The organism is Streptococcus mitis, assembly GCF_000960005.1.
GTDB classification, from domain to species: Bacteria; Bacillota; Bacilli; order Lactobacillales; family Streptococcaceae; genus Streptococcus; species Streptococcus mitis_CK.
Genome location: NZ_JYGP01000002.1, coordinates 893,750 through 913,735 on the forward strand (window position 1 = coordinate 893,750; position 19,986 = coordinate 913,735).

Consider the following 19,986-nt stretch of genomic DNA (forward strand, 5'->3'; position numbering starts at 1 on the left):
CTCTAGTCCACATCTAAAATATCTTAATAGCATCCAGAAATAGCATAAAGTGCTAGATTTTTAAGAATTTTCTCTTGCATATTCTTACAAATCAAAGAAGAGCTTAATTCCGTAATATGCTTGGCCATTGGACAAAAGCCTAATTTACAAATCAAAACAAAGAGACATATTTTACAATCTTCTCTAACAGATAGAAATCATCCTTTCATATGCATCTTATTTTTGTACTGTTATATTTTTATTATAAGATTTTAGAAAAACGCTGTCAATTGTTTATGTGCAATTGCTTTATGTTAAAAAGACCGGATTGCTCCGATCTTTCAATATTCATACTCTTAATTTCTGTTTTAAAAATAGCTAAGGTTAACGTCCACTTATTTCATACGATAAAAATCAATCACTAGACCAGCAGGCCCTTTAACTAATAAGGACTCTGTTCCCCAATCGGTTACATCTGGTCCGTGTAAAACCTTTATACCAAGCTCTTTCAACCGTTTGTAGCTCTGGTCTACATCCTCAACCTCGATATGAAGAATGATTCCTGACTGAAAATCTTCCAAAGGAATCAAATGATTTTGGGACAACATCAGACAGTGACTGCCAATCGTAAACTGAGCAAAACTGTCATCAACATAATCGGACTTTTTATCCAAAATACGCTCCAAGTCATCACAGACTTGGGGAACATCTGAAACGATAATATCTAATTGATTTAAATTCATTCACTATCCTCCATAAAAAGACCGGATTGCTCCGATCTTTTTAAGTTCCACGAAGAAATTATTTAATTGCGCGTGATTGCAACCCTTCTTCTTCCAAGAAGAGGCGGAATGGTACGAGTTCTTCTGCTTCGTATTTTTCCTTGAAGGCTTTGATTGCTTCTTCTGAGTGAAGTTTTGGATCCAATTCAAGTACTTCTACTGGAAGTGGACGGTGTTCAGTGATGCGAGCATCGATAACAACAGTTTTACCTTCTTTGCTCAATTTAACAGCTTCTGCAACAACTGCATCGATGTCTTCGATACGGTCAACTGTAAATCCAACAGCTCCTTGAGCTTCAGCGATTTTCGCATAGTCAGCATTAGGGAAGTCACAACCAAACAAGTGTTTGTTTGTGTCTTCGTATTTGTCCTTGATGAAGGCATATTTACCATTTGAGAAGACAACGTTGATAACTGGAAGGTCGTATTGAACGTTTGTGATAACGTCTGGGTAGCACATGTTGAATGCACCGTCACCCATGATGTTCCATACTTGGCGATCTGGATTGTCTTTCTTAGCAGCGATACCACCAGGAAGGGCAATACCCATTGTCGCAAAGAGTGGAGATGTACGCCACATGTTCTTAGGTGTCATGTGAAGGTGACGAGTAGATGTTTGAGTAGTGTCACCTACGTCGATTGAATAGATAGCGTCTTGATCAGCATGTTTGTTGATTGCATTGTAAACTTGATACAATTGCAATTCACCCTCAGTTTTACCTTCGAGTTTGTTCATATAATCACGCCAGTTTTGGTTATTCTTAACGTTTGCACGCCACCATGGAGTAGATTCAACTGGATTCACTTTGTCAAGGATTGCTTTCGCTGCTTGACCTGCGTCACCAAGGATAGATGCGTCTAGGGCATGACGTTTACCAAGTTTGTAAGGATCGATATCGACTTGGATGAATTTTTCAGTATTCTTGAATGCTTCGTAAACTTCAGCAAATGGGAAGTTTGAACCAAGGAAAAGAACTGTGTCTGCTTCAAAGACCACTTCGTTGGCTGGTTTCCAACCAACACGGTAAGCAGAACCTGTCAAACCTTCATAGTTCCATTCGAAAGCTTCAAAGTTTTTACCAGTTGTGATGATTGGTGCTTTGATTTTACGTGACAATTCAGTAATCACTTCACCAGCTTTAACACCACCGTAACCAGCATAGATAACTGGACGTTCAGCATTGTTCAAGATTTCAACAGCTTTGTCGATTTCAACTTCGTTCAAGGCAGGAGCGATGAATGAACGTTCGTATGAACCTGAACCGTAGTATGAGTTTTCGTCGATTTCTTGGAAACCGAAGTTTACTGGAATTTCAACAACAGCTGGACCTTTTTTAGAAACTGCAGCACGGCAAGCTTCGTCAATTACTTTTGGCAATTGCTCAGCGTAAGCTACACGTTTGTTGTAGACAGCGATACCGTTGTACATTGGGTTTTGGTTCAATTCTTGAAAAGCATCCATGTTGAGTTCGTTAACTGGACGTGATCCAAGGATTGCTAGGAATGGAGTGTTATCCATAGCTGCATCGTAAACACCGTTAATCAAGTGAGTCGCACCTGGACCACCTGAACCAACTGCAACCCCGATTGAGCCGCCGAATTTAGCTTGCATAACCGCTGCAAGAGCACCTGTTTCTTCGTGGCGAACTTGCAAGAAGCGGATATCTTTGTCTTCAGCCAAAGCATCCATCAATGAGCTGAGTGTTCCAGATGGGATACCGTAGATTGTATCTACGCCCCATGTTTTCAATACATTAAGCATTGCTGCAGATGCAGTAATTTTCCCTTGAGTCATAATGATAACTCTCCTTCAAATATTTTTAAATCTACTAAAAAAGTTTCATATAATTTTTGAAAACGTTTCAGTAAATTTTACACTACTAATTTATCACATTTATTTTGACTTTACTAAGAATCTGCTCAGAAGTTTTTATTCTCTATCACAGTACAGTTTGGAAACGTTTTTAGTTTCTGTTTTATAATACTCAATGAAAATCAAAGAGCAAACTAGGAAGCTAGCCGAAGGTTGCTCAAAGCACAGCTTTGAGGTTGCAGATAAAGCTGACGTGGTTTGAAGAGATTTTCGAAGAGTATAAAAAGCGAGCAAGCCCGCTTTTAGTCTATTTTACTAAAGTTTAGCAGAAGGGAACTGGTCAGAACAGATACAGAACTAAAGGCCATAGCTAGACCTGCCAGTTCTGGATTAAGAGCCAGTCCAACACCTGAAAAGACTCCTGCTGCAATCGGAATTCCGGCGACATTGTAGATAAAGGCCCAGAAAAGATTGAGCAGAATTCGATTAAAGGTTTTCTTACTCATGTCAAAAGCACGAACCACTCCTAGGAGGTTATTAGTTGTCAACACTAAATCTGCTGACTCGATAGCGATATCTGTTCCAGCTCCCATAGCAATCCCCACATCTGCTACACTGAGGGCAGGAGCGTCATTGATACCATCACCAACAAAGGCTACTTTTCCAGTCGCTTGTAGTTTATGGATTTCATGGGCTTTTTCTTCTGGTAAGACACCTGCAATGACCTCTTCGATTCCGATTTGATCGGCAATAGCACGCGCCACACCTGCATTGTCTCCTGTCAGCATGACTGTTTTAAGACCTCGTTTTTTCAACTGACTGATGGCAAGCTTAGCATTTTCCTTAGGAATATCTTGCAGGGCAAGCAAGCCTTTGATTTCATTCTCAACAGCCAAGAACACAACTGTCTTAGCTTCTTTTTCCAGTTCTTCTAGTTTTTCTTGATAAGTGCTAGAAATGTTCATGCCATCCAGCATTTTAGCATTTCCAAGTAAGACTTGTTTTCCAGCTATTTGCCCTGAGACACCTTTTCCGTGCAAGGCTTGGAAATTTTCAACAGTTTGAAACTCAAGTCCAGCTTCACTCGCTCGTTTCACAACGGCTTCAGCCAGTGGGTGTTGAGAAGCTTCTTCCAAGGAAGCTGCCAATCCAAGCACTTCTACTTCGTCGCCGATGATATCTGTTACCACAGGTTTCCCTTCCGTCAAAGTCCCTGTTTTATCAAAGACAATGGTTTGGACTTTCTGGATTTCCTGTAGAACCGTTCCATTTTTGAGGAGAACTCCCATCTTGGCACTGCGACCTGTCCCCACCATAAGGGCTGTCGGTGTTGCAAGACCCAAGGCACAAGGGCAGGCAATAATCAAAACAGCCACCCCATAGAGAAGAGAAGAGACAAAACTCGCTCCAAGCACGACTACACTATCCCTGAGCAAGACGAACCAAACCCAAAAGGTCACAATCCCTAAAATGACAACTGCTGGGACAAAAATGCCTGAAATTTTATCCGTCAAGTCCTGAATCGGCGCACGACTTGTCTGAGCTTTCTTCACAAAATCTACAATCTGAGCCAAAACAGTCTCTGAACCAACTTTTTCTGCTCTAAAAACAAGTGTTCCACTATTATTGATGGTTGAGCCAATCACAGTATCTCCAACTGTCTTGTCCACAGGCAGACTCTCACCTGTCACCATAGACTCATCAATACTAGAGATACCTTCTACCACGACACCATCAACCGCAATCTTTTCACCGGGACGCACTCGAATCAGGTCACCTACCTTGACTTGCTCCAAAGGGACTTGAACATAGCGTTCATCACGCAAGACTTCTGCAGTTTTAGCCTGTAAGTCAAGTAATTTCTCCACAGCTTGGGAAGTATTTTTCCGCATTTTCTCCTCAAAAACGGCTCCCATAAGAACGAAGAAGAAGATAAAGGCAGCACTTTCAAAGTAAACGGGGAGGCCAGCGAAGAGGGCAACTAAGCTATAGAAATAGGCCACTAGGGTTCCCAGAGCAACCAAGGTATCCATGTTGGCATTGTGCTTTTTAAAACTAGCCCAAGCACTTTGGATATAAGGACCACCTGCTACTAGCATAATCGGTGTTGTGGCTAAAAAGGTGCCCCAACGCATGACTTGGTGACTAATTCCTCCTGTCGACATCCCAATCATGAGGATCACAAGAGGCACAGTAAAGATACTAGTAATCCAAAAACGCTGTAAAAGTGATAGAGATTTTCGAGTCTTCTCAACGACTGTATAGCTTCCTTTTTGCATCTTCATGCCACAAGAAAATTCATGTTGGCCTAATTCTTTAGGGGTAAAACGAATTGTTTTCTCCTCGTCTACACCGATTGGTTCTAGAATACCTTCTTTTTCAAAAAGAATTTCCTTATAACAGTTTGAAGGAGTAGCACGATGAAAGGTGATCTCAGCAGGAACTCCTTTTTGCAGTTGAATGTGGGCTGGATGGTAGCCTTTGTCTGCCGTGATACGGATTTTTTGAACACCATTTTCAAGACTTGCTTTTACAATTTCAGTCATATCATTCTCCTATTCTACAATCATCTTGCCGTGCATCATGTTCATACCACAAGCAAAGCCAAATTCTCCAGCCTGCTCAGGCGTGATTTCCACTATATACTCTTCTCCCATAGGCAGGTCCGCATGTACACCAAAATCTGGAAAAACAATTTGGTCCAGACAGGGTGAAGGATCCTTACGGTCAAAGACAATGCGGGCTGGCACTGATTTCTTGAGGATAATCAACTCAGGCGTATAGCCCCCCATGACCTCCACTCGAATCTCTTGGTAGCCGTTTTTTTGCTGGGCCTTTTGTCCAGATTTTTCAGGCTTTTTGAAAAACCAAAACAAGATAAACGCGATAAGGGCAATACAAATAATGGTTACAATACTATTTAACATGACGTCTCCTTTACATACAATTACATTTTACTTCTGTTACAGCGTTTGATTTCTTCTCAGAAATCACAGCTTCCAAGTCTTCCAAGTCAGCCTGAGTAAAATCACATTCAGCAATCAAATCAGCCAACAAGTTCTTAATCCTACGGGAACAAACCTTGTCCTTGATATCTTGGACAAGTAAATCCCGACTTTGGTCCAAAGTTAAAAGGGCTGAATAGACAAAGAACTTGCCTTCTTTTTTCCTTGTCAGACACTCTTTCTCAACCAAACGAGCCAAAAGAGTTTGAATGGTCGACTTGGACCAGTCGAACCGCTCCGCCAGAACCCTGATCAAATCCGTACTGGTCTGCTCTCCTTGCATCCAAATAATCTTCATGACCTGCCATTCTGCATCTGAAATCTGCATAATTACACCTCCTAAATCTACATTTGTCAATTACAGTTATTAGTATACTCCAAAAATCTACATTTGTCAACTATGAAATTAATCTTTTCTTTGAAAAATTGAATTTTGACCATACGATAAAGGATTTTCAGTCAAATCTTACTATATAAACTATAAAAATATGCTATACTAAAGAAAAAAGAAAACAACCACTAGGGGTGCGTAAAGCTGAGATTAACAACTGTTAGACCCTTTGACTCAATCTAGGTAATGCTAGCTGATGGAAGTGGAAATGATAATGGGGACTAGCAGTCTTCTATTGCCTTCCTGAAACAAACTAGCTTGTTCTTAAGAATACAAACTTCAGTTGGTTGGGAGGTTTTAGATGACTTATTTACCCGTTGCTTTGACCATTGCAGGGACTGACCCTAGTGGTGGTGCTGGCATTATGGCTGATTTAAAGTCGTTCCAAGCTAGAGATGTCTATGGAATGGCCGTTGTGACAAGCCTTGTCGCTCAAAATACCAGAGGCGTTCAATTAATCGAGCACGTTTCTCCTCAAATGTTGAAATCCCAATTGGACAGTGTCTTTTCGGATATTCCACCTCAGGCTGTAAAAACTGGAATGTTGGCAACTACTGAAATCATGGAAATCATCCAGCCCTATCTTAAAAAGCTGGATTGTCCCTATGTCCTTGACCCTGTTATGGTCGCTACTAGTGGAGACACTCTGATTGATTCCAGTGCCAGAGACTACCTAAAAACAAATCTGCTTCCCCTTGCAACCATTATCACTCCGAATCTTCCTGAGGCAGAAGAGATTGTTGGTTTCTCAATCCATGACCCCGAAGACATGCAACGTGCCGGTCGCCTGATTTTAAAAGAATTTGGTCCTCAGTCTGTGGTAATCAAAGGTGGCCATCTCGAAGGCGGTGCCAAGGATTTCCTCTTTACAAAGGATGACCAATTTGTCTGGGAAAGTCCACGAATTCAAACCTGTCATACACATGGTACAGGATGTACCTTTGCTGCAGTGATTACGGCTGAACTAGCCAAGGGGAAAACCCTCTATCAAGCAGTCGATAAGGCCAAGGCCTTTATCACGAAAGCCATCCAAGACGCCCCTCAACTCGGTCATGGTTCTGGTCCAGTCAACCATACAAGCTTTAAAGATTAAAAAACTCTCTAGTTCCCACTTTTAGGGAATTAGAGAGTTTTTATATTCTTAGAAAATCTCTTCAAACTATGTCAGCTTTATCTGCAACCTCAAAGCAGTGCTTTGAGCAACCTGCGACTAGCTTCCTAGTTTGCTCTTTGATTTTCATTGAGTATTAATTAGAAAATAATGTCATCCAACTTTGTCAAAAAGGCTTGAGTTTTTGCCTCTATATCTTCTGCCTGCATCAAATCACGCACTACAGCTACACCAGCTATGCCAGTGCCGATAAGTTGGTCAATATTCTCTGATGTCAAGCCTCCGATAGCAACTACTGGAATAGCGACCCTTTGGCAAATTGTCTTCAAGGTTGAAATCAGGGTGATAGGCGCATTTTCCTTGGTCGTAGTCGGGAAAATGGCTCCTGTCCCCAAGTAATTCGCCCCTCCTTCTTCTGCCTCGAGAGCTCTTTTTACAGTTTTAGCTGTAACACCGAGGATTTTGTCAGGGCCCAAGACTTGTCGGGCAACCGAAACTGGTAGTTCATCGTCTCCGATATGCAGACCAGCAGCATCAACCGCAAGACAAACATCCAAACGATCATCGATTATCAGGGGTACCTGATAGGCATCTGTTATTTCCTTGACTTCTTTTGCCAGTTGATAATATTGATTGGTTGTGAGATTTTTTTCTCGTAATTGGACTATGGTAACCCCTGAACGGCAAGCCGTCTCAACTTTTTTAAGAAAGCTTTCCACGGAATCTTGGTAGCGATTGGTTACTAGATACAGTCTAAGCGCCTCTCTATTCATAAATGTCTCCTTTGATGGCATCTAGCCAATTTTCGTCTCTTTTTAGGAGCGAAAGCTGATTGAGAACTTGATAACGAAATTCTTCCAAGCCCATTCCTTGAACAAGAATTCTCTCAGCGGAGATATTGAGATAAGAGACCGCTAAGCAGGAAGCTTCAAAGCCAGTCATTCCTTGGCTGAGAAAAACAGCTGTTAAAGCTCCAACCAAATCTCCTGTCCCTGTTATCCAGTCTAATTCTGCACAGCCATTTCCCAGTATAGCAACTTGATTTTCTGAAACGATGAGGTCCTTGGGGCCTGTGACTAAGAATGACATACCTGGATAGGTCTGACACCAGTCTTTCAAAACTTGAAGTAAATCCTCAGTTTCTTGATCTTTAGCACTCGCATCGACCCCAACCCCGTGGTGTTTTAAGCCAACAAGACTTCGGATTTCTGACATGTTTCCTTTAAGGACCGTAGGTCTATAGTCTAAAAGGTCTCTAACTAAAGTCTTCCGAATGACTGAAGCTGTTACGCCAACCGCATCTACTACCATTGGAAGAGAAACTTGAGCTGCATAAGAAGCTGCTATACGGATTGCTTTTTCCTTCTCAGCTGAGAAGTGCCCCAAATTGATGAAGAGTGCCTGGCTTTGCTTAGTAAAATCAAGAACCTCACGGGGATCATCTGCCATAACTGGTTTACATCCCAGAGCCAAAATCCCATTTGCTAGCATCTCACAAGAAATCTCATTGGTAATACAGTGAATTAGGGAACTATAGCCTATAGGAAAAGGATTTGTCAATGCTTGCATCAGTCTATCCTTTCAGCAAAGAAATATCCTTGCACTTTTTTAAAGAATTCCTGCTTGATTAAAAATCGAAAGGCAATAAAGGAAATCGCTGTACCAATCAAGGTTGCTCCGAAAAATCGAGGCGTGTAGATAAACCAGCTAAGCTTAGCAGCTGATCCTGTAAAAAGTACCATAACAGGATAGGAAACAATAGAACCAATAATACCTGTTCCCAAAATTTCTCCTAGAGCGGAATAATGAAATTTTCGACCATACTTATAAAAGAGACCTGCTAGAAGGGCTCCAAAAGTTGCTCCTGTGAGAGCTAAAGGCGGAATCCCTTGAGTCGTCATACGGATAAAGGCTGTCACTGTAGCCATAGCCAAGGCATAAACAGGTCCCATCATGATTCCTGCTAGAATATTGACTACACTGGACATCGGTGCCATTCCCTCAATCCGAAAGATAGGCGTAAGAACTACATCAAGGGCAATCATCATGGATAAAATGGTTAATTTGTGAACCTGTAATTGGTGGTTTCTCATATTTCTATTCTTCTCCTGTTTCTAAAGACTGTAAATCGCTCTTCCATGTCTGGTGTTGGTAGGCCATTTCCCAAAACTTAGCTTCCATATGAACACTGATGTGGAAGGCATCTAGCATTTTTTTCCTGTCTGTCTCATCACTTTCTCGATAGAGTTGATTAACCAGCGCTCCCTCCTCTCTGATCTGTTGCTCTAACTCATCCGTAATATAAGTTTCAATCCATTGTTGGTAGAGAGGATTTGGTGATGGTTTAAGATTAAGTGATTTGCCTATATCATGATATAACCAAGGACAAGGCAGCAAGCTTGCAAAAGCGATGGCTAGGTTGGGCTCTGCAAATTGACGATAAATGTGCGAAATGTAATGATAACAAGTTGGAGCGATTGGATGTTGCTCCATTTCCTGATCGCTGATTTCCAATTCCTTGAAAAATTGTTGGCGGATAAATAACTCACCTTCCACTAGACTCTGAGCATTTTGTTTCAAGAGTCTTTTCATCTCTTGGTTTGAAGTCTTATCAGCCAAGAGGTGATAGGCTTCTGAGAAGGCCTTCAAATAGTAGGCATCCTGAATCAAGTAATAGCGAAAGATGGACAGGTCTAAATTTCCCTCTTGTAACTGTAATACAAAGGGATGATGAAAGGAGGCCTGCCAAGCTTCCTTGGATAATTCCATCGCAATATCTGTAAATTCCATAATAACTCCTTTATAAAAATAGACTGGTTTGAAGCAATAAAAAGAAAAGCAGGTAGATGAATATTGTCCTTTGAGGAATATAAAAAGTCCGATAGCGATTCTCCACCTGTGCATGTTCGTCATATCCATGCGCCGATAGGGCTCTCAGGTAAAGATGGCGCCATCTAAAGACTGTCATCAGAACCTTGCTGTAAATCAAGGGAGACCAAAAATGCAGTTCTTGACCGCGTAATAGGCAAGCTTCCTTGAGAGACTTGATTTCTTGCTGAATGAGGGGGAAGGAATTGAATACCACAATCAAGGCATAGGACCAAGAGCGTGATAACCCCTTTTGAGCCAAGTACAAGAGAAGCTCTTTTAGGGAAATAGAGGAAACAAAGACAAGACCAATACAAACGGTCACAAAAGCCCTCGTTCCAAGCATGACTGCCTGCGAAGCATCTCCATGTAACTGAACTGCCCAGTAGTTGGCCAAGGATGGCAAAATGGCGAGCAGAATCATCCAAGCCAATACTTTAAATCGACGGTAATAGAGCATAAAGAGAATACAAAATGCAACTACCGAGAGATTAAGAGCAATCGAAGGAATGAAAGATGTTTCCAGCGATAAAATTAGCAAGAAGAGACTGATAATCGGTGTCTGGGTTGCTACTTTGACCATACTATCTCACCTCCCCTTGAGTATTGCTACTCTGAGATGTGAGTGGTTTGGTAATTGTCACTTCTTTCACATGACTGAGACCCTGACTAGTCATCTCAATCCAATAATCAACCACAGAGATCAAAGGATCTAAACGATGGCTAATGATCAAAAAACTTCTTCCTTGATTTCTCTCCTCCACAATCCACTGACAAAAATAATGGCAGGCTCTATCATCCAAACCAGCAAAAGGTTCATCTAGTAAAATCACAGAAGCCTTGCTGGTCAAGATGGTCAAGAGCTGAAGAATCTTTTGCTGGCCACCACTTAATTGATAGGGACTCTTATCAAGAGCCTGCTCCAGATCAAAATATCGTAAAGCTTGGAGTATCCGCTGATTTCTTTCAGAATCAGGTCCATCTAATTGCAGCTCTTCTCGCAGACTGGCTCTGATAAACTGCTTCTCAGCTTCCTGAACAACACCCGTCAGGTCACGATACAAACTCTTTTTCTTTTTCAGGACTGTCTCCTTCCAGGTAATTCGTCCTTTATACTTTTGAAATTGAAGAATAGACCGAAAGAGGGTTGATTTCCCGACACCATTATCACCCAAGATACAGGAGACTCCTTGGTAGAATGTAAAATCCGCAATTGAAAAGAGGGGGCGATGTTCCAGCTCACAAGTGATTCGGTCCATATGGAATAGTTCTGGGCTAGAAGCAACCTCCTTTGAAACAGCCTGTGTCATTTCAGAGGCAGGGATTTGATTTATTTTCCTTAGTTGTCCGTCTCTTAGCTCCACCATATGGTCAATATAGGCTTCATAATCAGATAAATCATGGTCGCACAAAATAACTGTCTTCCCATCAGAAACCAACTCTTTTAGAATCTCCAATATCTCTATCCTACTCTTGCGATCAATGGAAGCGAAGGGCTCATCCAAGAGATAGACCCTAGGATTCATAGCAAAGAGAACAGCCAAAGCAGCCTTTTGCTTTTCCCCACCTGATAAGTGATGAATTGGACGGTGCAAAATCGCCTTGCAGCGACATTGCTGGACAACCTCTGCTATTTTAGAATCAATTTCCTGAACGGGATGCCCAATATTTTCCAAGGTAAAAATCAGCTCCTCAAACAAGTTCTCCATGGTAAATTGATGATTGGGATTTTGAAAGAGAATACCAACCGTCTGGACACGTTCGATGATAGAAAGCTGACTGACCTCGCTCCCATTTATCAGGACTTGACCGCTATAGGGAAGAGAACTGACTTGGGCAATCATTTGAAAGAGACTCGATTTTCCTGAACCACTGCTCCCAACTAACAAGGTAAAGGCTTGCGCATGAAAAGTAAAATCAATCGGCTCAGAGAAGATTGGGGACTGAATCGCTCGTAGTTCCAGCCCCATCTATGCTTTTCCTCCAGCTGCAAACTGATGATAAAGTTTGACAATGGCACGAACTAAGATAGCACAGAAGAAAAAGACAGAAATAAAGCGCACCACAAACAAGGAAAGCACAAAAGGAAGGGAAAATGCGTAATATCCTAACTTAATGTATTCATAGACAAAGCTAACAAGCGTAATCCCAATACTATTGGCAGTTAGAGAGAGCCAACTTTCATAGCGATTCTTGGTTACGATAAAACCAAGTTCACTTCCCAAACCTTGAACCAAGCCAGACAAAAGGGCACCTAGACCGAATTGGCTACCATAAAGGACTTCAGCAAGCGCAGCTAGCACTTCTCCAATCGTTGCACTTCCCACTCTTGGAACAAAGATGGCCGCAATGGGTGCAGCCATACACCAGAGACCAAAGAGGATTTCATTGGCAAAGGCCTGCAAACCAAGAGGGGCTAAAATCAGAGTGAGGATATCAAACAGATAGCCTGATCCCACAAAAACGCCACCAAAAAAGATAGACAAGAAAGCAAGTAAGATAACATCTTTTAACTGCCATTTTTTCAACATAAAAAAACTCCTTTTTTAAAGAAAAGTGGGGCATTCAAGGAGATTTACCTAAATGCTTTGTATCATCTTCATCCAGTTTCGTAAAAGAAAAAACTCTAATTACAGATAGAAATTAGAGTTCAGCTTACAAGATTAGATGGTTAGTTTCTATAAAAACAAAACCATTTCACATTTCCCTTCGCCAGTCTTAACTGTATCAGGTTCAATGGGTATCATCTCAGCCTAAAGCACCCCAAATGTCTTTATTATTTAATTATATAAATATTATAACAAACGATTTTTCCCATTTCAAGAAATTGAACTGGAAATACAACCTTGCACTCACAAATACAGCAGATCTTTCTTTGGTTAGATCGATACCTATTGTTCACTCATTTCTCGAACAGTTTTTTCTATATTTTTTGCATACGATATTGCTGAAATGATTGAAACACCGTCAACATTGGTCTTCATAATGTCTTTAATATGTTTCGTCTGTATCCCACCAATTGCAACTAAGGGCATTTGTGGCAATAGTGTCCGCATCAATTTAAGACCTTCATAACCTATAGCACCACCAGCATCATCCTTTGACTGGGTATCAAATACAGGACCAACACCGACATAATCTACATATTCAACTTTTGATTGTTGAAATTCTTCCTCGTTTTTTATAGAAAGACCAATTATTTTATCTGGCATCAATTTTCTAATTTCATCAACTCCAAGGTCATCTTGTCCTACATGTACGCCATCAGCGTCAATTTCCATCGCCAAATCAATATCATCATTAACAACAAACGGAACATTGTATTTTTTACAAAGATCCTGTAGTTTAATTGCTAATTCGACTTTTTCTTTACCTTCCAGGGCCCCCTCACCTTTTTCACGGAATTGAAATAAGGTTATACCACCTTTTAAGGCTTCCTCAACGACTCTATATAGATCTTTTCCCTGGCAAGTAGTCGTTCCACAAATAAAATATAGTTTTAGTAATTCTTTTTGAAACATCTTACTTCACTCTTTTGAATTTCTTTACATCTTCATCTGTAATCTCGTATAAGGCATTTATAAATTCAACTTTAAATGTTCCAGGAAGATCTCCATTTGGACGTTTTTCTGCCATTTCTCCAGCGATATTGTAAACCAACATTGCTGTTTCTAATGATTTCAATTCTTGACCTTTTTCTAGTCCGATAAAGCTTGCTACCACTGCCCCTAATAAACATCCAGTTCCAATAACTTTTGGCATCATGGCACTACCATTATGAATCGTTACCACTTCTCCATTTACCGCAATAGCATCCACTTCACCTGTTACTACTATTGGAATATTGAACTTCTCATTTGCTGCTAGAGCAATTTCGTCAATATTATCTACGCCTGCACTATCTACTCCTTTAGATGCCACATTTATTCCTACTAAAGAGGCAATCTCGCCAGCATTTCCCCTAATCGCTGCCAGTTTGTAATTATTGATTAGATCATCTGCTACTTTTTTTCTATATTCTCCTGCTCCACAGGCTACAGGATCTAAAACTGCTGGGACATTATATTTCTCTGCAATTTTCAGAGCAGCTTGGTATAATTTCCAATTTTCATCTGTCAATGTTCCTATGTTTATTAATAAACCACCAGCATACTTTAACAAATCCTCTAAATCTGCTGGAAACTCACTCATGGCTGGTGATGCACCCAGTGCTACTAATCCATTTGCTGTGAAATTTTTTACTACATCGTTGGTTATGCAAATGATCAAAGGTGCTTTTTCTTTTAATAATTTTAAACTTGTCATATTGAAATCCTTCCTTTTCACTTTATACGATCTACTGATTTCGATTTATTTCTATCTTTCGTTAAGAAATTTTTTCATTTACATTGAATGATTTACCTCATCAAATTTGTAAATATCCTAAACCTTCACTAGGCGTCATAGCCAATATCAAAAAAGGCTAATTCTAAAGCGACTGCTTGGTTCCAGCGTTGCTGAAGTTCTGTCAAATCTTCTAGACCTTTCCCAACACGATTGAGTTCATCAACCAGAAATTGAACCCACTCTGCAAAGAAAGGACCTCTGTGGAGATTAATCCATTCCGAATGAATGTAGGCTTCAGGTAGAGCCAAATCTTTAGAACCCCAGTCTAAATAGAGACCTTCTGCAATGACCAGCATGACCAAAAGATGGGCATAGTTTGATGAATCCACTGCCGAATACATTAGATCCTGAAAGGCTTTTGTTACAGGATGCAAGGTCACTTCCAGATAATCATTCTCAGATACTTTTAACTCTTTGAAAGCCTTCTGGAAATAACCGTCTTCATCTGCTTCAAGAAAGCCTAGTTGCTTGGCAAAACGAAGCTTGGATTCAAGCTGGTCTGCGTGGGCTACGCAGGCACCCAGCATGGATAAGAAGGCATCAAAGAAGTGATAATCTTGAATTAGGTAGTCTTTTAAGACCTTATTCTCAATTGTCCCCGCAAAAAGTTCCTTAACAAAACGATGATTGATTGCAGCCTGCCAATCCTTCTGACTGCTTTTTAATAATTCTCCAACGGTCAAACCTGACTCAAATGCATAGTCTTGTGTTTCCATATTTATTTTTCCTTTCTTTACTCCTTAGTAATCAATAAAATATCAAGAGATACCAAGCAAAATCGTAATTCCACCTGATACTTTTAAAGAACATCGAGGGCATTTGCAGAGAGCTACCTAAACAAGCCTATCCAGTTTGTATAAACAAAAAAAACTCCAATTACAATCGAGAATTAGAGTTGACTTACAAGATTAGATCGTTCATTTCGCTATACGAAAAAAACTGTTCACATTTCCCTTCGCCAGTCTTAACTGTATCAGGTTCAATGGGTATCATCTCAGCTTAAAGCACCCCAAATGTCTTTATTATTTAATTACTGCACCAGTATAGCAAAAAATGAAAGCCCTAGCAAGATATTTGACTGAAAAATATATTTATATAGATTTTGATACGATTTCCCTTTATTAAAACAAAACGTTCAAAACACAAACAAAAACCTCCACATTCAGTGGAGGCAATCTTTTTATCAATACAATTTTAAGTCGCGTGGGTCAACTGGGAAGGTTGGGTTGTATGGGTTGTGACGGAGTTTGAAGTGTTTGACATCTTCAATGGTCTGAGTTCCAGATAACTGCATAACTGTCTTCAATTCTGCATTCAAGTGTTCAAAGACTTGGCGTACACCGACACTACCACCAAGGGCCAAGCCATAGATAACAGGGCGGCCAATAGCTACCAAGTCTGCTCCTGAAGCCAAAGCTTTAAAGACGTGTTGACCACGACGAATACCTGAGTCAAAGACGATTGGTACGCGTTTGTCAACTGCTTCTGCTACTTCTTGAAGTGAGTCAAAGGCAGCTGGCCCACCGTCGATTTGACGGCCACCGTGGTTGGTTACCCAGATACCAGAGGCACCTGCAGCAAGCGAACGTTCAACGTCCTCACGGCATTGTGGTCCCTTGACATAAACAGGAAGTCCTGAGTATTCAGCGATGAATTCTACATCACGTGGAGACAAGCGTTGTTTAGCTGATTTGTAAACAAAGTCCATTGATTTTCCAGCACCTTCTGGCAGGTATTCTTCAACAATCGGCATGCCAACTGGGAAGACAAAACCATTACGCTTGTCCACCTCACGATTGCCTCCTACAGTTGCATCTGCAGTCAATACAATCGCTTTGTAGCCTTCAGCCTTCACACGGTCCATAATGTGGCGGTTAATGCCATCATCCTTACTAAAGTAAAATTGGAACCAATGAGGTGTCCCTTGAAGGGCTTCTGTAATTTCTGGAAGATCGACAGTAGAGTAGGAACTGGTTGTATAGAGGGAACCAAACTCATGCACACCACGCGCAGTCGCCACTTCACCCTGTTCATTTGCCAATTTATGAGCCGCAACAGGCGCCATAATGATTGGTGAAGATAATTTTTCGCCTGCAAATTCAATCTCTGTACTTGGATTTTCTACATTGCAAAGTGTATGAGGAACGATGAGTTTGTGGTTAAAGGCACGAATATTCTCACGCAAAGTGAAAGTATCTTCCGCCCCACTAGCGATATAGCCAAATGCTGCTTTAGGAATAACTTGTTGCGCCATTGGCTCCAAATCATAGGTATTGATGAAATCTACATGACCTTCTGCATTGCTTGTTTTGTATGACATAAAATGCCCTCCTTAATAAGTAAGCGTTTACTTTGTATATTACAAAAATATCTTAACTCTTTTTTCAAAACTTTTCAAATATTTTGTTTGTAAATTTCAGAAATTTTATGTCTATGATAAAAAATCCTTATAACGGCAATAAAAAATAGATATTATCCAAAGAAGATTTTAAGTGCTACAATAACTGTATTATTTCTAGATGGGAGGTTCTATTTTTGGATTGGTCCATTGTTGAACAATATCTACCACTATATCAAAAGGCATTCTTTCTAACCTTGCATATTGCAGTTTGGGGAATTCTGGGATCCTTTCTGCTCGGTTTAATCGTTAGTATCATCCGACATTATCGAATCCCTGTTTTGGCGCAAGTAGCGACAGCCTATATTGAATTGTCACGTAATACGCCCCTTTTGATTCAACTCTTCTTTCTCTACTTCGGACTTCCCCAAATAGGGATTGTCCTATCTTCAGAAGTCTGTGCCGCTTTAGGACTGGTCTTTTTAGGAGGCTCCTATATGGCAGAATCTTTCCGAAGTGGGCTGGAAGCCGTCAGTCAAACCCAGCAGGAGATTGGATTAGCAATCGGTCTGACACCTGTGCAGGTCTTTCGCTATGTAGTTCTTCCGCAAGCAACAGCGGTGGCCCTACCGTCTTTTAGTGCCAATGTCATTTTCCTCATCAAGGAAACCTCTGTTTTCTCAGCAGTAGCTTTGGCCGACCTCATGTACGTCGCCAAGGACTTGATTGGACTCTATTATGAGACAGACATTGCGCTAACTATGTTGGTAGTTGCTTACCTTATCATGTTGCTCCCCATCTCACTGGTCTTTAGCTGGATAGAAAGGAGGCTCCGCCATGCAGGATTCGGGAATCCAAGTACTCTTTCAGGGAAATAATCTCCTGAGAATCTTACAGGGATTGAGCGTTACGATTGGGATATCCATCCTATCTGTCCTCTTATCCATGATATTCGGGACAGTCATGGGAATCATCATGACCTCCCATTCTAGAATCATACGATTTTTAACACGATTGTATCTGGAATTCATCCGTATCATGCCCCAACTGGTGCTACTCTTCATCGTTTACTTTGGCTTGGCTCGAAACTTTAATATCAATATCTCAGGTGAGACTTCTGCTATTATCGTTTTCACCCTCTGGGGAACAGCTGAAATGGGGGACTTGGTCCGTGGAGCCATCACTTCCCTCCCTAAGCATCAGTTTGAAAGTGGACAGGCACTAGGTTTGACAAACGTTCAGCTTTACTACCACATCATCATCCCACAGGTCTTGAGAAGATTGCTACCGCAGGCTATCAATCTGGTTACTCGGATGATTAAAACCACTTCCTTGGTTGTTTTGATAGGGGTTGTTGAGGTTACAAAGGTTGGACAACAAATCATCGATAGCAATCGCCTGACCATCCCAACTGCTTCCTTCTGGATTTATGGAACCATTCTAGTCTTGTATTTCGCAGTCTGTTTCCCTATTTCCAAACTATCCACTCACCTAGAAAAACATTGGAGGAACTAAATGTCTGAAACTATTTTAGAAATCAAGGAACTAAAAAAATCCTTCGGAGACAATCCCATCCTCCAAGGTCTATCCCTACAAATCAAAAAAGGAGAAGTTGTGGTCATCCTAGGACCATCCGGTTGTGGGAAAAGTACCCTCCTTCGTTGCCTCAATGGCTTAGAAAGTATTCAAGGTGGAGATATTCTTCTGGATGGTCAGTCTATAGTTGAAAATAAAAAAGACTTTCACCTAGTTCGCCAAAAGATTGGCATGGTCTTTCAAAGCTATGAACTCTTTCCCCATCTGGATGTCCTACAAAACCTCATCCTAGGCCCTATCAAGGCTCAGGGAAGGAACATGAAAGAAGTGACAGAGGAAGCTTTGCAATTACTAGACCGTGTCGGTTTGCTAGACAAACAACATAGCTTTGCTCGTCAATTGTCTGGTGGACAGAAGCAACGGGTTGCAATTGTCCGTGCCCTCCTCATGCACCCAGAAATTATCCTCTTTGACGAAGTGACTGCTTCGCTGGATCCAGAAATGGTGCGTGAGGTGCTGGAACTGATCAATGATTTGGCCCAAGAAGGCCGTACCATGATTTTAGTAACCCATGAAATGCAGTTTGCCCAAGCAATTGCCGATCGGATTATCTTCCTCGACCAAGGGAAAATCGCTGAAGAAGGAACAGCTCAAGCCTTCTTTACCAATCCTCAAACCAAACGAGCTCAGGAATTTTTAAACGTCTTTGACTTTAGCCAATTTGGCTCATATCTATAAAGGAGATTCTTATGAAACTATTCAAACCACTCTTAACTGTTTTGGCACTTGCCTTCGCCCTTATCTTTGTCACAGCTTGTAGCTCAGGTGGAAATGGTGGTGCATCATCAGGTAAAACCACTGCCAAGGCTCGCACAATCGATGAAATCAAAAAAAGCGGTGAGCTACGAATCGCCGTATTTGGAGATAAAAAACCGTTTGGTTACGTTGACAATGACGGTTCTTACCAAGGTTACGATATTGAACTTGGGAACCAATTAGCCCAAGACCTTGGTGTCAAGGTCAAATACGTTTCAGTCGATGCTGCCAACCGTGCGGAATACTTGATTTCAAACAAGGTAGATATTACTCTTGCCAACTTTACAGTGACTGACGAACGCAAGAAACAAGTTGATTTTGCCCTTCCATACATGAAAGTATCACTCGGTGTTGTGTCACCAAAAGATAAAGTCATCAAAGACGTTAAAGAATTAGAAGGCAAAACCTTGATTGTCACAAAAGGAACAACTGCTGAAACTTATTTTGAGAAAAATCACCCAGAAGTAAAACTCCAAAAATATGACCAATATAGCGATGCCTACCAAGCCCTTCTTGACGGACGTGGAGATGCCTTTTCAACTGACAATACGGAAGTCCTAGCTTGGGCGCTTGAAAACAAAGGATTTGAAGTAGGAATTACTTCCCTCGGTAATCCAGATACCATTGCAGCAGCAGTTCAAAAAGGCAACCAAGAATTGCTAGACTTCATCAATAAAGATATTGAAAAATTAGGTAAGGAAAACTTCTTCCACAAGGCCTATGAAAAAACACTTCACCCAACCTACGGTGACGCTGCTAAAGCAGATGACCTGGTTGTTGAAGGTGGAAAAGTCGACTAATACTCTTCGAAAATCAAATTCAAACCACGTCAGCTTTATCTACAACCTCAAAGCTGTGCTTTGAGCAACCTGCGGCAAGCTTCCTAGTTTGCTCTTTGATTTTCATTGAGTATAATATTCAATGAAATCACAAAATGAAATCAGGTAATCCTAGTGAGTAC

Annotated in this window: 21 protein-coding genes and 3 riboswitches; of the genes, 5 read left to right on the plus strand and 16 right to left on the minus strand. The window is 41.0% G+C overall.

The window, feature by feature from the left end; all coding sequences use genetic code 11:
* Nucleotides 1–374 precede the first annotated feature (374 nt).
* The 5 genes from TZ90_RS05805 to TZ90_RS05825 all read right to left on the minus strand — a co-directional run bounded on the left by TZ90_RS05805 (nt 375) and on the right by TZ90_RS05825 (nt 5,907).
* On the minus strand, nt 375–722 hold the full coding sequence (locus TZ90_RS05805; RefSeq protein ID WP_045611956.1) for a VOC family protein: 348 nt from the start codon (nt 720–722) through the stop codon (nt 375–377).
* 58 nt (nt 723–780) lie between these two features.
* Nucleotides 781–2,556: a pyruvate oxidase gene (gene spxB / locus TZ90_RS05810; protein WP_000191811.1), complete on the minus strand. Its 1,776-nt coding sequence runs from the start codon at nt 2,554–2,556 to the stop codon at nt 781–783.
* Nucleotides 2,557–2,876: 320 nt separating this feature from the next.
* The gene (locus tag TZ90_RS05815; RefSeq protein WP_045611959.1) at nt 2,877–5,120 is read right to left on the minus strand and encodes a heavy metal translocating P-type ATPase; all 2,244 of its coding nucleotides are present in this window, start codon (nt 5,118–5,120) and stop codon (nt 2,877–2,879) included.
* Between the two features lie 9 nt (nt 5,121–5,129).
* Nucleotides 5,130–5,501, minus strand: a complete 372-nt coding sequence (locus TZ90_RS05820; protein WP_045611960.1) for a cupredoxin domain-containing protein — start codon at nt 5,499–5,501, stop codon at nt 5,130–5,132.
* Between the two features lie 10 nt (nt 5,502–5,511).
* Entirely contained in the window at nt 5,512–5,907 is a 396-nt protein-coding gene (locus TZ90_RS05825; protein ID WP_001167196.1) for a CopY/TcrY family copper transport repressor, read from the minus strand.
* A 183-nt stretch (nt 5,908–6,090) separates the two neighbouring features.
* Nucleotides 6,091–6,188: riboswitch (TPP riboswitch) on the plus strand.
* Between the two features lie 83 nt (nt 6,189–6,271).
* On the opposite strand from TZ90_RS05825, the gene thiD reads away from it, so the two are divergent.
* Nucleotides 6,272–7,063, plus strand: a complete 792-nt coding sequence (gene thiD / locus TZ90_RS05830; RefSeq protein ID WP_045611961.1) for a bifunctional hydroxymethylpyrimidine kinase/phosphomethylpyrimidine kinase — start codon at nt 6,272–6,274, stop codon at nt 7,061–7,063.
* A 158-nt stretch (nt 7,064–7,221) separates the two neighbouring features.
* Here thiD and thiE (TZ90_RS05835) read toward each other — a convergent pair whose 3' ends face one another.
* The 11 genes from thiE (TZ90_RS05835) to lctO all read right to left on the minus strand — a co-directional run bounded on the left by thiE (TZ90_RS05835) (nt 7,222) and on the right by lctO (nt 16,655).
* Nucleotides 7,222–7,854, minus strand: a complete 633-nt coding sequence (thiE, locus tag TZ90_RS05835; RefSeq protein WP_045611962.1) for a thiamine phosphate synthase — start codon at nt 7,852–7,854, stop codon at nt 7,222–7,224.
* Nucleotides 7,847–8,650, minus strand: coding sequence for a hydroxyethylthiazole kinase (thiM, locus tag TZ90_RS05840; protein WP_045611964.1), 804 nt, complete (start codon nt 8,648–8,650; stop codon nt 7,847–7,849). The genes thiE (TZ90_RS05835) and thiM (TZ90_RS05840) overlap by 8 nt, the downstream gene beginning before the upstream one ends.
* The gene (thiW, locus tag TZ90_RS05845) at nt 8,650–9,174 is read right to left on the minus strand and encodes an energy coupling factor transporter S component ThiW (protein WP_045611965.1); all 525 of its coding nucleotides are present in this window, start codon (nt 9,172–9,174) and stop codon (nt 8,650–8,652) included. The genes thiM (TZ90_RS05840) and thiW overlap by 1 nt, the downstream gene beginning before the upstream one ends.
* A 4-nt stretch (nt 9,175–9,178) precedes the next feature.
* Nucleotides 9,179–9,871, minus strand: a complete 693-nt coding sequence (gene tenA, locus TZ90_RS05850; protein WP_045611967.1) for a thiaminase II — start codon at nt 9,869–9,871, stop codon at nt 9,179–9,181.
* A gap of 10 nt (nt 9,872–9,881) precedes the next feature.
* Complete coding sequence (locus TZ90_RS05855) at nt 9,882–10,532, minus strand: energy-coupling factor transporter transmembrane component T (RefSeq protein WP_045611969.1); 651 nt, start codon at nt 10,530–10,532, stop codon at nt 9,882–9,884.
* A gap of 1 nt (nt 10,533) precedes the next feature.
* Nucleotides 10,534–11,919, minus strand: coding sequence for an ATP-binding cassette domain-containing protein (locus TZ90_RS05860; RefSeq protein WP_045611970.1), 1,386 nt, complete (start codon nt 11,917–11,919; stop codon nt 10,534–10,536).
* On the minus strand, nt 11,920–12,480 hold the full coding sequence (locus TZ90_RS05865; protein ID WP_004256198.1) for an ECF transporter S component: 561 nt from the start codon (nt 12,478–12,480) through the stop codon (nt 11,920–11,922).
* A gap of 156 nt (nt 12,481–12,636) precedes the next feature.
* Nucleotides 12,637–12,725: riboswitch (TPP riboswitch) on the minus strand.
* A gap of 115 nt (nt 12,726–12,840) precedes the next feature.
* Nucleotides 12,841–13,470, minus strand: a complete 630-nt coding sequence (thiE, locus tag TZ90_RS05870; protein ID WP_045611971.1) for a thiamine phosphate synthase — start codon at nt 13,468–13,470, stop codon at nt 12,841–12,843.
* A gap of 1 nt (nt 13,471) precedes the next feature.
* Entirely contained in the window at nt 13,472–14,254 is a 783-nt protein-coding gene (gene thiM, locus TZ90_RS05875) for a hydroxyethylthiazole kinase (RefSeq protein WP_045611972.1), read from the minus strand.
* A gap of 128 nt (nt 14,255–14,382) precedes the next feature.
* A complete protein-coding gene (locus tag TZ90_RS05880; RefSeq protein ID WP_045611973.1) occupies nt 14,383–15,051 on the minus strand; it encodes a TenA family protein in 669 nt (222 codons plus the stop codon).
* A gap of 217 nt (nt 15,052–15,268) precedes the next feature.
* Nucleotides 15,269–15,357: riboswitch (TPP riboswitch) on the minus strand.
* Nucleotides 15,358–15,518: 161 nt separating this feature from the next.
* Nucleotides 15,519–16,655, minus strand: coding sequence for an L-lactate oxidase (lctO, locus tag TZ90_RS05885; RefSeq protein ID WP_000120723.1), 1,137 nt, complete (start codon nt 16,653–16,655; stop codon nt 15,519–15,521).
* Between the two features lie 215 nt (nt 16,656–16,870).
* Between lctO and TZ90_RS05890 the strand changes: the two genes are divergently transcribed.
* The 4 genes from TZ90_RS05890 to TZ90_RS05905 are packed head-to-tail and all read left to right on the plus strand — an operon-like array spanning nt 16,871 to nt 19,825.
* Nucleotides 16,871–17,551 carry an amino acid ABC transporter permease gene (locus tag TZ90_RS05890; protein WP_045611974.1) on the plus strand — a complete coding sequence of 227 codons (681 nt, stop codon included), beginning with the start codon at nt 16,871–16,873 and terminating at the stop codon, nt 17,549–17,551.
* Nucleotides 17,511–18,188, plus strand: coding sequence for an amino acid ABC transporter permease (locus TZ90_RS05895; RefSeq protein ID WP_045611976.1), 678 nt, complete (start codon nt 17,511–17,513; stop codon nt 18,186–18,188). The genes TZ90_RS05890 and TZ90_RS05895 overlap by 41 nt, the downstream gene beginning before the upstream one ends.
* On the plus strand, nt 18,189–18,947 hold the full coding sequence (locus tag TZ90_RS05900) for an amino acid ABC transporter ATP-binding protein (RefSeq protein WP_045611977.1): 759 nt from the start codon (nt 18,189–18,191) through the stop codon (nt 18,945–18,947). It abuts the gene before it with no gap.
* Nucleotides 18,948–18,958: 11 nt separating this feature from the next.
* Nucleotides 18,959–19,825: a cysteine ABC transporter substrate-binding protein gene (locus TZ90_RS05905; protein WP_045611979.1), complete on the plus strand. Its 867-nt coding sequence runs from the start codon at nt 18,959–18,961 to the stop codon at nt 19,823–19,825.
* Nucleotides 19,826–19,986: the final 161 nt, after the last annotated feature.